Below are 13,161 nucleotides of genomic sequence, written 5' to 3'. Positions count from 1 at the left end.
TGGGTTCCAGTCTATTTCTTAGTCGGCAGTGACGCCGATTTGTCCCTTGGCCAAGCGCACTGTTAGCGCCTGCCCTGATTTAACTTTTGCGGCATCTTGAATCACATGGCCCTGTGCATCTCTAACCACCGAGTAACCGCGATCAAGGGTTGATTGTGGTGATAGTGAACGAACTTGCTGACGAAGGTGCCCGATAAGCATCGATTCACGATTCAACACCTGGTCTAGTTGGCCACGCGCCGATTGAAGTGATCTTTCGAGTTCAAGTTCTTTGTCGTCGATGAATGAATAGGGGTTAGCCAGGCTTGGTCGACTGCGAATTTGCTCTAGGCGCTCTAACTGCGCATTCACATAACCTTCAACGCGCAAAAATGCACGCTGCCCAAGCTGTGCAACTTTATGAAGTTCTTCAACGACGTCAGGAACCACACGTTTTGCAGCATCGGTCGGAGTTGATGCTCGAAGGTCTGCAACATCGTCAAGAACTGGGCGATCATTTTCGTGACCGATGGCAGAAACAATTGGGGTTTTGGCAGCTGCGGCTGCTCTAACCAAGGCTTCGTCGCTGAAGACCATGAGGTCAAGAAACGACCCTCCGCCTCTGGCAATGATGATGACGTCAATCTCAGGGTCTTCATCCAGGGTTTGAATGGCACGGATAACCTCTGGCGCGGCCTTGTCACCCTGAACCAAAGTGTGAATTACACGAAATGAGACATCTGGCCAGCGAAGTTTGGCATTTTGCAGCACGTCTTTTTCGGCGTCGGAGTCTTTGCCGGTAATTAGGCCAATTTTGTTCGGCAAGAACGGCAGCGGCTGCTTGCGCTCTGGCGAGGTGAGGCCTTCGATGCCTAGCTGCGTGCGAAGGCGTTCGATTCGTTCAAGTAGTTCGCCAAGGCCCACCTTGCGCATTTCGAAAACCTGCATTGTGAGCTTGCCGCCCTTGGGCCAAAAAGCTGGTTTGATTAGCGCTAAAACACGGTCGCCCTGCTTCAAATCAGCAGGAATCTTCGCCACGTTCCAAGAGTGAATCGAAACACTGTTTTCAACCTGCAGGTCGCGAAGTTCGCCGAACATGTTGCTTGGCCCAATTTTGATCGAGGCAAGTTCGCCTTCGACCCACAGAGTGCCTAGGCGCTCGATCCACTCTTTGAGAGTTGCCGAAAGGCGAGACACCGGCCAAGGAGAAAGCTCCGAACTGACTTTAGGGGCGCCAGAGAGTTCGTCTTCTTGCATTTCGCCTCCTAAAGTTGGCCACCACAATCCGTCAATTGAAGCCGTTTATCATTGAGGGGTGACTGAAATCAAGGATACCGCCGACCAGCGACTTCAAAGTTCTTCAAAGATGGTGCTGTTAGCTGCTCCGCGTGGCTATTGCGCTGGTGTTGACCGAGCAGTAATCGCAGTTGAGAAAGCACTCGACCACTACGGTGCTCCGGTTTACGTGCGCAAGCAAATTGTTCACAACAAGCATGTGGTTTCTTCGCTGGAAAAACGTGGAGCGATTTTTATCAACGAAGTTGACGAAGCACCCGAGGGTTCAGTTTTGGTTTTTTCTGCTCACGGTGTTTCACCGGCCGTGGTTGCCGCTGCCGAGGCTCGCGGGCTCAACACCATTGACGCAACTTGCCCATTGGTAACCAAGGTTCACCGCGAGGTTCAGCGATTTGCTGCTGAAGACTATGACATTCTTTTGGTTGGCCACGAGGGTCACGAAGAAATCGAAGGCACCGCAGGTGAGGCGCCGCACGCTGTTCAAATCATCGACAAAGACGAATCGATTGAGCGCTCAACTGTTCGTGACCCAAAGAAGTTGATCTGGCTCTCGCAGACCACGCTTTCAGTTGACGAAACCATGGAGACCGTGGTCAAACTTCGCAAGAAGTATCCAGATTTGCAGAACCCACCGAGCGACGACATTTGCTATGCCACGCAAAATCGCCAGGTTGCCATCAAGAAGGTTGGCGCTGGTTCAGATCTTGTTCTGGTAGTTGGTTCGGCTAACTCTTCAAACACCGTTCGTTTGGTTGAGGTTGCACTCGAGGCCGGCGCAAAGTCTTCGTATCGCATCGACTATGCATCTGAAATCTTGGATGAATGGTTTGACGGAGTTCAAACCGTTGGTGTGTCATCTGGTGCATCAGTGCCTGAAGAACTCGTTGATGAGGTGCTAGTAGATCTAGCTCGCCGCGGCTATGGCGACGTTCGCACCGTGCAGACCGCTGAAGAAGACGTTCAGTTCTCATTGCCAGCTGAACTTCGCAAAGAACTCAAAGCTGCCGGCACCGACCTAAACAACAAGGTCAAGCGCTAATAAATTTAGTTAAATAAATGGGCCCCTTCGAAATGAAGGGGCCCATTTATTTGAGACTTTTTACAAGCTCATTGACTTTCCGGCTGAACCTAGCTCGGCAGCTGCTTCGCCAACGCGAACAGCCATGCCTGCCTCGGCAACCTTGCCCCATGCGCGTGGGTCATAGAACTTTTTGTTGCCAACTTCGCCGTCAATCTTTAGTACGCCGTCGTAGTTAGCCATCATGTGGCCAGCAATTGGGCGGGTGAACGCATACTGAAGGTCGGTGTCGATGTTCATCTTGATGACACCGTGTGAAACAGCCTCTGCGATTTCTTCTGGGGTTGAGCCTGAACCACCGTGGAACACTAGGTCGAAAGGCATCAACTTGCCGTACTTTGCACCAACAGCTGACTGGATTTCACCAAGTAGCTCTGGGCGAAGCTTTACGTTGCCTGGCTTGTAAACTCCGTGAACGTTACCGAAGGTTAGAGCAACCATGTAGCGGCCGTTCTCGCCAAGACCAAGTGCCTCAGCAGTTGCTAGACCGTCAGCAGGGGTGGTGTAAAGGTGCTCGCCCATGCCGCCCTCAACGCCGTCTTCTTCGCCACCAACAACGCCAACTTCGATCTCAAGAACTGCACCGATGTTCTTGGTCAATGCCAGCATCTCTTTTGCAATCTGTAGGTTCTCTGCCATTGGAACAGCTGAGCCATCCCACATGTGTGAGTTGAAAAGTGGGTCTTGACCGTGCTTGACGCGGTCTTCTGAGATGGCAATCAGCGGGCGAACAAAGTCGTCAAGCTGGTGCTTTGCACAGTGGTCAGTGTGAAGTGCAACGGTGATGCCGTAGTTCTTCGCTGCCTCGCGTGCGAATGCAGCCATTGCTGCAGCGCCAGATGCCATCTTCTTGATGGTCGGGCCAGACCAGTAGTCGCCACCACCGGTGGTTACCTGGATGATGCCGTCTGAGCCAGCTTCTGCCAAACCTGCAAGTGCAGCGTTTAGAGTCTGTGAGCTAGATACGTTGATCGCTGGGTAGGCAAAGCCACCATTCTTAGCGCGGTCAAGCATTTCTAGGTATTGGTCTGGTGATGCTACTGGCATAGCTGAACTCCTAAGTTCTATAAGGTGAACGACGTCATCGGCGGCTTAATAAGATGTTAGCAAGGATGCGGGTTTGTCCGCTCCAAGAAAGGCACCGATGCTGCACAACGCTAATGGCCCAACCATGGATATTTTTGCTGCCACTGTCGCTGCCACGGTTGGCTGCTGGCCGCTGGTCGGCTCGGGCGACAAATTAGCCGTAGACGGCGCTGCAGTAGATGCAATGCGTGCATCTCTCAGAGGTGCAAACTTTGGCGGAATCGTTGTCATCGGTGAGGGTGAAAAAGACGAAGCACCAATGCTGTACAACGGTGAAATTATTGGCGGGGGCCAGCCAATCGAGTGGGACATTGCTGTTGACCCAGTAGACGGAACCGCACTGGCGGCAGCGGGTATCGATGGTGCGGTAGCTGTGATGGCTGCCTCTGAGCGCGGATCGATGCTCGAATCATCCGAGGTTTATTACATGCAAAAGATAGTTTCGGGGCCAGCGGCAAGGGGCCTACTCGATCTTGATGTTTCGCCAGCTGAAAACATTCAGCGCCTTGCTTTGGTTTTGGGTAAGCCGGTTTCAGAAGTCTGCGTTGCAGTAATCAATAAGCCTAGAAACGCTGAATTGATAGCCGAGGTTCAGGCATCTGGTGCCAAATGGGTTCGATTCGATGAAGGCGATATCGCGATGGCAGTTGCGGCGGCCACGCCAAACACCGGGGTAGACCTACTGCTTGGTGTTGGCGGATCCCCAGAAGGTGTTGTCACGGCGTGCGCAGTTCAGGTGCTTGGTGGTTTCATGCAGACTCGCTTTGCGCCTGAAACCCCTGACCAGATTTCACGCGCGCTCGCTGCGAACTATGACTTGGAGCGCAAATTTGAACTTGAAGAACTGGCATCGGGCACAAAATTCATTTTTGTGCTCACCGCCATTACCGATGGCCTGCTAGCCGATGGTGTTCGCGTTGATGGTGATGATCTTGTAGTTCAGAGTTTTATTTTGGATTCTGAATTGGGCGTTGGCCACACCGTCGAGGTTCGCATTCCGCGCGACTAATCTGCAGTGCAACGTCAAAAAAAGAAAGAGACCCGGTTGGGTCTCTTTCTTTTTAGTTGAATCCTTTAGATGATCGCTGGCTCGCTCAAAGGCTCGTCGCGGTTTGGCTCTACAGTCAAAATAGCCTCTGGCATGTTGTCTAGGTTCATCAAGCCTGAGGTTGGCTGCTGAACTGAAACAGCTCCCCACTGAACGGCTGCGCTGATGCCCTTAGGGACATCGAAGCCGACACCAAAACGGTCGTCTTCTTCTGCAGTGGTGGTTGCAGCTACAGCTGACAAGAACCCTGCAAGAGTTGAGTCGCCGGCACCAACAGTGTTGATTACCTTGATTGGCGGGGTGCGGGCTGCCCAAGCGTGGTTCTTGGTTACGCCGATCATTCCGTCTGCACCAAGGCTGGCAAGAACGCATTCGACACCGTTTGCACAAAGTTCGCGCGCTGCATCAATAACGTCTCCGTTGGTCAACAATGAGCGGCCAACTGCTGAGGCAAGTTCTTCGGCGTTTGGCTTCATAACGCTTGCCGCGCCATTCTTAGCCCAGTACTGCAGCGCTTCACCAGAAGTGTCAAGGGCAACGCGAACGCCAAGCTTCTTCATTGCATCGAAAAGAGGCTGAAGGTCTACGTATTTTCCGGTTGAAAGATCAGTAGGTAGTGCGCCAGCAATAACCAACCACTTTGCGTCACACTTGGTTACGGTTTCGACGGTTAGCTCGATAACCGCCTTCCAGTCTTCTGAGGTGAGTGGTCGTGGAGCTTCGTTGACCTTGGTGGTTGCGCCGTCTTTGATGACCATGGTCGTCGAAACGCGAAGGCTGCCGTCTACCCAAAGCGGAACAAGAGATTCGGTGTGACCGGTGCGCTTTAGAACGCTTGGGTCTTCGTTGCCAATTGGAACAACGCCAGGTGCGGCCATTCCGATTAGGTTTAGGCCCTTGGTTACGTTGATGCCTTTTCCGGCAAGCTCTTCAACAACGCCATCGGCACGGTTTACGCCACCCTCAATAAGGTCGTGTACGTAGTAGGTGCGGTCCAGTGTCGGTGACGGTGTCAGCGTGACTACTGGTGACTTGATGTCAGACATGAAGTTCTCCTCGAGATGCTTGATAATCGCCGATTTGAAAGAATCGGATTAAATCGGGCTACTAACTTCATTGTCGAGCGCTTCAAAAAAGTATAGCGAGACCAAGATGCCCTCTTTGGCTAATTCATCGACAAAGTGATGACTTTGTTATTCGGGTTTTTCGGTCAATTCGCTTGCGGTTAGAGCCTGTGGAGCCGCATCAATCTCTCGCGGTGCCGCAATTTCTTCGGTGCCGAGAGCGTTTTCATCCAAGTCATTTAGCTTTCGAGCTGTCACCAAGACACGAGACTCGAGGCTCGAGACAAACTGGTTGTAATCCTTGACTGTAGACATGATCGAGCGGCCGAGTTTGTCAGCGTGCTCAGCAACTTTGCCAACCCGCTCATAAAGTTCTTTGCCAAGTTTGATCATGGTTCGCACCGATGTTTCATCTGCGTTCTGGCGCCAGATGTAGTTAATTGTTTTCAGAACCGAGAACAAGCTGACCGGTGAGGCCAAGGCCACGTTCTTTTTGAACGCGTATTCGAGCAAACCTGGGTCTGCATCAAGTGCAGCTGACAACAACGATTCGCTCGGCACGAATGCGATGACAAAGTCTGGGCTAGCGGCAAGGCCGCTCCAGTATCCGCGAGTAGCTAGGTCATCGATATGTTTTTTAACGGCCTTGACGTGCTCATCAATCAAACGCTTGCGACGAGCAAGTTCTTCTCCTGAAGCCAGTTCAGAAATTGTTGATGCCTCTTGATAAGAGTTGAACGGAACCTTCGAGTCGATTGCCAAAGATTTGCCACCTGGCAAATTGATCACCATGTCGGCTCGGCCCGAACCGGTGTCGGTGCTGAAGCTTGCCTGTTCGTCAAAATCTGCGTGCTTGATAAGACCTGCGAGTTCAACCAACTTGCGAAGCTGCGTCTCACCCCAAACTCCGCGGATGCTATTTGAAGATAGCGCTTGCGAAAGTTGCTGGGTTTGTTTGCGAAGTGCCTCGTCAGAGTCGATGGCATTCTTTAGCTGTTCTTGAATAGAACCAAACTGCTCGGTGCGTTCTTTTTCTAGGCGCGTGACTACACCCTGCATTTGCTCGAGGTGAACCTTTACCGGCGCTAGGGCCTGAAGAAGCTTGTTTTCTTCACGATCGCGTTCATCGCGTTCGCGTTTCTCGTTTTGTGCTTGCCCCAATTGAGCTTCGAGCCCGGCAATTTGTGCCTGAAGACCAGCAGCCTGAATTAGCAGCGCTTGTTCCTGCGACTCTGGCGTCGAAGCTGATTTTCGGGCATTGGCGATCAGCCAGCCGATGACCGCGCCGACTACTAGACCCATGGCGAGAAATAGAAAAGTTTCCATTCCCCGAGTATTTCATCCGTGCCCGACAATTAGGCGCTGGGTTTGTGGATTGGTTTCAGAACCTGTTTAGTGGCAGTTAGCAATGACTCAAGGTCTTCGGCATCATGTCGATTGGCTGCATGAATAATGATGTTCGCGCAGGCATCGCTGTCGGCCAGGGCATCGTGATGAGCGAACTCTTCGATTCCAATGGCATAGGCAACCGCGTTCAACCGATATGACTCGAGATTGTAGGTTTTTCGCGCAATGGCGAGCGAGCAGGCATAGGTCAGATTGGGAATGTCGCGACCAACTAATTGGGCAGTCGCTCGAAGCACGCCCATGTCGAAAGGTGCGTTGTGCGCAACCAGGGTGTCGTTGCCAATAAAGCCCAACATCAGGTCAAGCGCTTCAAAAGCCGTGGCAGCGCCATCAACATCACTCGGTCGAATGCCATGAACACGGATGTTGCCCTCGTGAAACCAGTCGTTTGGATACGGGGGCTGAATCAGAAAAGAGAGTGTGTCTGAGATCTTGCCGTCACGCACTTTTACTAAGCCAACCGCGCATGGGCTGGCCGGCGAACCGTTAGCGGTTTCAAAATCTATGGCGGTGAATTCAAGTGGCACCAAGCCAGTCTGCCAGTTAGAGCTGACAGCAAAGTAGACTTGACCCTCGTGGCTCTAACTATCGGAATCGTGGGACTGCCAAATGTTGGCAAGTCGACCCTCTTTAATGCACTCACCAAGAACAACGTTCTAGCGGCAAACTACCCGTTTGCAACCATCGAACCAAACGTTGGTGTTGTGAACCTTCCTGACCCTCGCCTTCAGGGCTTGGCTGACATGTACGGCTCAGAGCGCTTGCTACCGGCCCCGGTGTCATTCGTTGACATCGCCGGCATCGTTCGCGGCGCCTCAGTTGGTGAAGGTCTCGGCAACAAGTTCTTGGCCAACATCCGTGAAGCTGACGCGATTGCTCAGGTGGTTCGCGGTTTCGTTGACGGTGATGTGGTTCACGTTGACGGCAAGGTAGATGCCAAGAGTGACATCGAGACCATCAACACCGAGTTGATTTTGGCCGACATGGAGACCCTCGACAAGGCTCGCCCGCGAATTGAAAAAGAAGTTAAGGGCAAGAAGATGGAGCCAGCGGCTCTTGAGGCTATTGACGCTGCCAAGGCTGTTCTTGATGGTGGCCAACCGCTATCTTCGAGCGATGTCGACCTAACTCCGATCAAAGACATGGGCTTGCTAACCGCAAAACCAATTATTTATGTTTTCAACGTAGACGAGTCGATCTTGACTGATGCAGCTAAAAAGAAGGCGCTCGCCGACTTGGTGGCCCCTGCAGAAGCTGTGTTCCTTGACGCCAAGGTTGAGTCTGAACTAATCGATCTTTCGGTTGAAGAAGCTAATGAGCTGCTTGCATCGCTAGGCCAGGATGAATCGGGACTAGACCAGCTGGCTCGAATCGGCTTCGACACCCTCGGTTTGCAGACTTATCTAACTGTTGGTCCAAAAGAAGCCCGTGCCTGGACAATCCACAAGGGTTGGACCGCACCTCAGGCTGCCGGTGTCATTCACACTGACTTTCAGCGCGGATTCATCAAGGCCGAAATTGTCTCTTATGACGACCTAATGGCGGCTGGCTCAATGGCTGATGCCAAGGCGGCCGGCAAGGTGCGCATGGAGGGCAAGGACTACGTCATGAAAGATGGCGACGTAGTGGAGTTTCGCTTTAACGTATAAACCCACGGGGTATATTAGAAGGACCTTCGCAATAGCGAATCTTTTATATATCTTTCACCTGGGGGCCCCACATGGGACTGTTTTCTTCGTCGAACGACCGTGCGTCAGACTCAGCTCTTGACGCCTTCGTTGGTCAAGTTCTTTTGCCGCCAAAGCTTTTTCTTACAAAGCAACCGGGCGAGCAGAAGATTCGAGTTTTTGGGCAAACCATTTATGCCGACACTCGTCAGAACATTCTGAACAAAGCTCTCAACGAAGGCTTGCCTTTCTGGCAAGGAAAAGTTGTTCTTGAGCAACGTGTGGTTACTGAAGAGGGCAGCCTGCCTAAGCAGGTCTTTGCCATCCTTGCCAACGACGGCGAGTGCATCGGTGAACTAAGCGAATTTGATCGCAGCGCACAGGCAATTCTCGACTTTGATGGCGAAACCAGCTACCTGGCTCGCGCAGTGATCCAAGACGACTTAATTGGCAACCTGGTTCAACTTTTTATCGACCCAGCAAACCGGGCCTAGTTTCTTAGCGCCAACGAGGCTGTGGTTGTGGTCATCTAAACTGGTTCGCATGTCTGAAAAACCATTTGCCTACTCAGTAGAGCGCACCTTCAAAACTGACCTTGAAACCATGTGGTCGGCATGGATGAACCCAGAGTCGCTCGAAGCTTGGTATCACCCAACCATGCTCAAGTCGGTCGAAGGGGTTTTTGAATCTGAGCCGGTTGTCGGCGGCGTGTGGGCAGCTGCGGTTGATGTCTCAATGCATGGTTTCAATGCCTATTTCTATGGCAAATACACAGCTTTGGTTGAGAATGTTCGTATCGAGCACACCATGCACTACACCCAGGATGTTGCCGCGTTCGAGGCAAAAGACTTTGGCACCGAATTTCATAACGTGATCATTGATTTTGAACCGCGTGACGGGGGAGTCTGGGCTAAATTTAGTCAGTTCGGCGTTCTGCCTGAGGGCGAGGCTCCGCGCGCCCAAGAGGGCATGGAGAGTTACTTTGATTCGCTCGATGCGTTTCTAGGCAATCGCTAAATGCAGCGCAACGGCAAGTTTGCTTCTGTCTACATCGAGACCCACAAAGATAGCCTGGCTCTCCAGTTAGAAATTCTTGGTGAGAATGCAATCAGCCCAGCAGTTGAGAAATATTTTCTCCGTAATCTGCTTATTTCTCTTGAGATGCATTTTGTTGAAAGAGACCGAAAGCTTGAGGTTGCCGGTGGTGCACTGCAAGAACTTCGAGATGCTGTCGACACCCTGATGCACGATGACAAAGCGCCGGTTGCTTTGGCTTATTTGCTAGAACTTTCAGCCGATGCCTTTGCTGAGTTAGAGGCTAACTTCGCCGAATGATTTGCCCTCGAGCATTGTGGGCAAGCGCGCGATCCTGGCTTAGTTTCTTCGCCTCGAACGCGTTCACCAATTCGGGCCTCATACGAGTGGCCTTCAGGGCATAGCCACCAAACCTTCACATTTGACTTGCGAGTGAAATCTGAGGGTTTGGCCTCTCCGTTCTTGCCCGGATGCCATTGCGAAGCGACCACCGGGCATTGAGTGGCTAGGTCGTTTTCTCCAGCAATCACCGACTTGCCAGCGCACACCGGGCAACCTCGCCCGCCACAGCGAGCGACGGTCGTTGCCTGCCATTCATGACCGCAGTCTCCTAGCCACCAGACTTTGCGGCGATCAGACAATCCAACTTCGCTGGCAGTCAGGCCAGAATTCAACTCAAGGTGCCACTGGGTTGCCAGTTCGGGGCGTTCATCCGTGAGAAATTTCTTCGAGGCCATGCAAACAGGTTACTTATTGCTAGGGGCCAATCGATTATTGAACTTGGTTTACGGTCAAAATCACCGATGGAATGCCAGGCCTGGCAGGTGAACTTGTGGCCGGCTGAGAAAGCAATCGAAGGTCAACATCAGCTGATGCCCAATTGAGTTCCACATAGTCTCCAGCCTCGACGGTCACAAAGAAGTTCCAAGCGGCAACGACTTTGGCATTGTTGCCGTTGATGGTGATGCCGGTGTTGCTGAAGGCTTCAGCGGATCCGTTCTTAGACAACCAAATTTCAAAGTCATCAAGGCCAGAATCGGTTTTGTCTGCCTGAGCTGAAAATTGCACGTTATAGGTGCCAGCGGTGCTGAAAGTGATTTTTGAACCCTGCGAAATCGAAACTCCGTGCAGTTGACCCGGTTGATTGAAAGTCATGACGTTTATGTCGTTTGCAACCATATTGGTTTGGGTTGTGGTGTCATACCAAGAACCAAAATTTCCAAAGCCTGAAGTTCCAGCCGGTCCTTGCGCGCCAGTAGCTCCTACTGGCCCTTGTGCGCCGGTTGCCCCCTGCAAACCTTGCATTCCTTGTGGGCCGGTGGCGCCGGAGGGTCCCTGCGGCCCAATCAAGCCCTGCGGTCCGGTAGGTCCGATGATTCCGCTAGCGCTGGTCAAAAAGCTGTCATCTGGGAATCGAATTCCATTAGCTACAGCAAGATATCCAGTGTCGCCAGGGGCGCCAATTGTTATGTCTTGATCCGAGAGAATCGAGCGAATTCCTGTGGCGGTTAAGCGAATGTTTCCGATTCGTAGTGAGTCGACACCGTCGATTAGCAGGGTGCCGTCATCGACCGTGAGACCAGCTTGGATGTGAGTTGTCATGTCTTCGATATAAAGCGTGCCTGGACCAAGTTGGAGGCTCTTCCAGCGAAACTGCGGTGTTCCAAGTGAGTAGCCATTATCTACGGCTGGAACCAGGTCACCTTCGATGGCGCTGAGAGTGATCGGATCAGTACAAATGCCGGCCGCACCATCTGCGCCGTTCACACCATCGGCACCATCGACGCCGTTTGTCCCGTCGACGCCATCCGTTCCTGCTTCGCCAGGTGCACCATCCGTGCCGGCTTCACCATCAGAACCATCAGAACCATCAGAACCATCAGAACCATCAGAACCATCAGAACCATCAGAACCATCAGAACCATCAGAACCATCAGTTCCAGCGCTGCCATCCGAGCCTGCTTCACCATCAACACCATCGGTGCCATTAGATCCATCAGTACCGTTGGCCCCGGCCTCGCCATCCGTGCCATTTGTTGCAGAAGGTTCGGGTGAAGGTGAACCAATTGGCGGCACTGGGCAGAACCCAAGTACCTTGATTGAATTGAGAAGTTGATTTTCACCGCTTATCGACTCAGCTAGGTAGAAGCCCCCAGTGGTCAATGCAATTGCCAGTGCAGCGGCACTTAGCGACAAACCTAATTTTGAATTTTTAGACACTTGTTCTCCCCAGAACTGTAATGAAAGCTAGTCGCTTTCCCCCCGGGCGTTCCAATCTGGAACAAGTAACTAATGTTGCTAGCCTAACGCTGCATTTGTATTAACAAACACCATTTCTATTTCTGTGAATACCTTGGGAGAACCCAGATAAATCGCAGCAGCAACGTAGTCTTGATACATGACCCTTTTGACCGCAACTAAGGCGGCGACAAACTTTCACGAAGTTCTTGATTTAGTAAGAACGGCAGGGTTGCTAAACAAAAAGCCGAGCTTCTACATCATTCGACTTTCTGTCATTTCAGCACTTGCCACCGGCCTCTGGTTCTTTGGTTCATTCGTTGGTCAGCTTGTCTCACAGCACTGGGCCTGGATCTTCCTCGCCTTTTTGGTTGCCGGCCTCCTCGGCATCTTGAGTGCGCAATACGGATTCATCGCCCACGAAGCTGCCCACCGACAGATCTTTAGAAACAACAAGGCAAACGACTGGCTGGGGCTTGTGCTAGCAAACCTTTTTGCTGGTTTGAGCTATGGTTTCTGGTTGCGCAAGCACAACAAGCACCACCAGCACCCGAACCAAATCGGTCAAGACCCAGATATCGCAATTCGTATCTTGAGCTTTACTCCTGAGTCACGCAACGAAAAGCGCGGCATCGAACGCTGGATCAGCGAGCGCCAGGGCTACTTCTTTCCTTTCCTGCTGCTGCTAACCGGTTTCGACCTGCTGCTTGACAGCATGAGCAACCTGCGAAAGACCGATCGCCCGCTTTCAAAGCGTTTGATTGAGTTTGGTCTAATGCTTGTTCGCCAAACCGCGCCTTACCTTTTGATGACGCTTTTCTTTGGGTGGCTGTGGGCAATCGCACTATGGGTATTCATGATGATGGTCTTCGGTTTCTTTATGGGTGCGGCCTTCGCGCCAAACCACAAAGGCATGCCGTTGGTTCCCAAGGATGCAAAAATCGACTTTTTCGAACGCCAGGTTTTGACCAGCCGCAACATCAAGGGCAGCTGGTTGAAAGACAACCTAATGGGTGGTTTGAACTATCAGGTCGAACACCACCTATTTCCATCCATGGCACGGCCTAACCTCATCAAGGCCAACAAAATCGTGAAGCAGTTCTGCGAAGACAAGGGCATCACCCTGGTCGAGATGAACCTGCTGGCTAGTTACAAAGTGATCATCGATTACTTGAGCAAAGTGGGTTTGAGCAACAACGCCGACCCATTTGTTTGCCCGATGGTCGCTTCACTGCGCCCACGCAGCTAGTTCTAAACTTGGTT

The 13,161-nt window shown here is 52.0% G+C and carries 14 protein-coding genes; 7 read left to right on the top strand and 7 right to left on the bottom strand.

What is annotated here, in order from left to right; translation table 11 throughout:
* Positions 1–18: 18 nt before the first annotated feature.
* Positions 19–1,236 (bottom strand): exodeoxyribonuclease VII large subunit, encoded by a 1,218-nt coding sequence (gene xseA, locus Q0L26_RS06200; protein ID WP_296648824.1) that lies wholly within the window; start codon positions 1,234–1,236, stop codon positions 19–21.
* A gap of 58 nt (positions 1,237–1,294) precedes the next feature.
* Between xseA and Q0L26_RS06195 the strand changes: the two genes are divergently transcribed.
* Positions 1,295–2,314, top strand: coding sequence for a 4-hydroxy-3-methylbut-2-enyl diphosphate reductase (locus Q0L26_RS06195; protein WP_296648821.1), 1,020 nt, complete (start codon positions 1,295–1,297; stop codon positions 2,312–2,314).
* A 60-nt stretch (positions 2,315–2,374) separates the two neighbouring features.
* On the opposite strand, the gene fbaA is transcribed toward Q0L26_RS06195, so the two are convergent.
* Positions 2,375–3,400: a class II fructose-bisphosphate aldolase gene (gene fbaA, locus Q0L26_RS06190; RefSeq protein ID WP_296648818.1), complete on the bottom strand. Its 1,026-nt coding sequence runs from the start codon at positions 3,398–3,400 to the stop codon at positions 2,375–2,377.
* Between the two features lie 73 nt (positions 3,401–3,473).
* On the opposite strand from fbaA, the gene Q0L26_RS06185 reads away from it, so the two are divergent.
* Entirely contained in the window at positions 3,474–4,448 is a 975-nt protein-coding gene (locus Q0L26_RS06185) for a fructose-bisphosphatase class II family protein (RefSeq protein WP_296648815.1), read from the top strand.
* A 65-nt stretch (positions 4,449–4,513) separates the two neighbouring features.
* On the opposite strand, the gene Q0L26_RS06180 is transcribed toward Q0L26_RS06185, so the two are convergent.
* From Q0L26_RS06180 to Q0L26_RS06170, 3 genes are all read right to left on the bottom strand, one after another.
* Positions 4,514–5,533 (bottom strand): 1-phosphofructokinase family hexose kinase, encoded by a 1,020-nt coding sequence (locus Q0L26_RS06180; RefSeq protein WP_296648813.1) that lies wholly within the window; start codon positions 5,531–5,533, stop codon positions 4,514–4,516.
* Positions 5,534–5,680: 147 nt separating this feature from the next.
* A complete protein-coding gene (locus Q0L26_RS06175) occupies positions 5,681–6,877 on the bottom strand; it encodes a DNA recombination protein RmuC (RefSeq protein WP_296648810.1) in 1,197 nt (398 codons plus the stop codon).
* A gap of 29 nt (positions 6,878–6,906) precedes the next feature.
* Positions 6,907–7,485 (bottom strand): 3'-5' exonuclease, encoded by a 579-nt coding sequence (locus tag Q0L26_RS06170; protein WP_296648808.1) that lies wholly within the window; start codon positions 7,483–7,485, stop codon positions 6,907–6,909.
* Positions 7,486–7,533: 48 nt separating this feature from the next.
* On the opposite strand from Q0L26_RS06170, the gene ychF reads away from it, so the two are divergent.
* The 4 genes from ychF to Q0L26_RS06150 all read left to right on the top strand — a co-directional run bounded on the left by ychF (position 7,534) and on the right by Q0L26_RS06150 (position 9,960).
* Positions 7,534–8,607, top strand: a complete 1,074-nt coding sequence (gene ychF / locus Q0L26_RS06165) for a redox-regulated ATPase YchF (protein ID WP_296648805.1) — start codon at positions 7,534–7,536, stop codon at positions 8,605–8,607.
* 71 nt (positions 8,608–8,678) lie between these two features.
* Positions 8,679–9,119 carry a hypothetical protein gene (locus Q0L26_RS06160; protein WP_296648802.1) on the top strand — a complete coding sequence of 147 codons (441 nt, stop codon included), beginning with the start codon at positions 8,679–8,681 and terminating at the stop codon, positions 9,117–9,119.
* A gap of 49 nt (positions 9,120–9,168) precedes the next feature.
* Entirely contained in the window at positions 9,169–9,642 is a 474-nt protein-coding gene (locus Q0L26_RS06155; RefSeq protein ID WP_296648800.1) for an SRPBCC domain-containing protein, read from the top strand.
* Positions 9,643–9,960: a hypothetical protein gene (locus Q0L26_RS06150; RefSeq protein WP_296648797.1), complete on the top strand. Its 318-nt coding sequence runs from the start codon at positions 9,643–9,645 to the stop codon at positions 9,958–9,960.
* Here Q0L26_RS06150 and Q0L26_RS06145 read toward each other — a convergent pair.
* Both Q0L26_RS06145 and Q0L26_RS06140 read right to left on the bottom strand, forming a co-directional pair.
* Positions 9,900–10,397, bottom strand: coding sequence for a zinc-ribbon domain-containing protein (locus Q0L26_RS06145; RefSeq protein ID WP_296648794.1), 498 nt, complete (start codon positions 10,395–10,397; stop codon positions 9,900–9,902). The two genes, Q0L26_RS06150 and Q0L26_RS06145, sit on opposite strands and share 61 nt — an antisense overlap.
* Before the next feature lie 34 nt (positions 10,398–10,431).
* On the bottom strand, positions 10,432–11,880 hold the full coding sequence (locus Q0L26_RS06140) for a hypothetical protein (RefSeq protein WP_296648792.1): 1,449 nt from the start codon (positions 11,878–11,880) through the stop codon (positions 10,432–10,434).
* A gap of 178 nt (positions 11,881–12,058) precedes the next feature.
* On the opposite strand from Q0L26_RS06140, the gene Q0L26_RS06135 reads away from it, so the two are divergent.
* The gene (locus Q0L26_RS06135; RefSeq protein ID WP_296648790.1) at positions 12,059–13,147 is read left to right on the top strand and encodes an acyl-CoA desaturase; all 1,089 of its coding nucleotides are present in this window, start codon (positions 12,059–12,061) and stop codon (positions 13,145–13,147) included.
* The last annotated feature ends 14 nt before the right edge of the window (positions 13,148–13,161 follow it).

The sequence above is a fragment of the Rhodoluna sp. genome (assembly GCF_024641065.1).
Classification (GTDB): Bacteria; Actinomycetota; Actinomycetes; order Actinomycetales; family Microbacteriaceae; genus Rhodoluna.
This window is presented reverse-complemented; position numbering and strand designations above follow the sequence as displayed.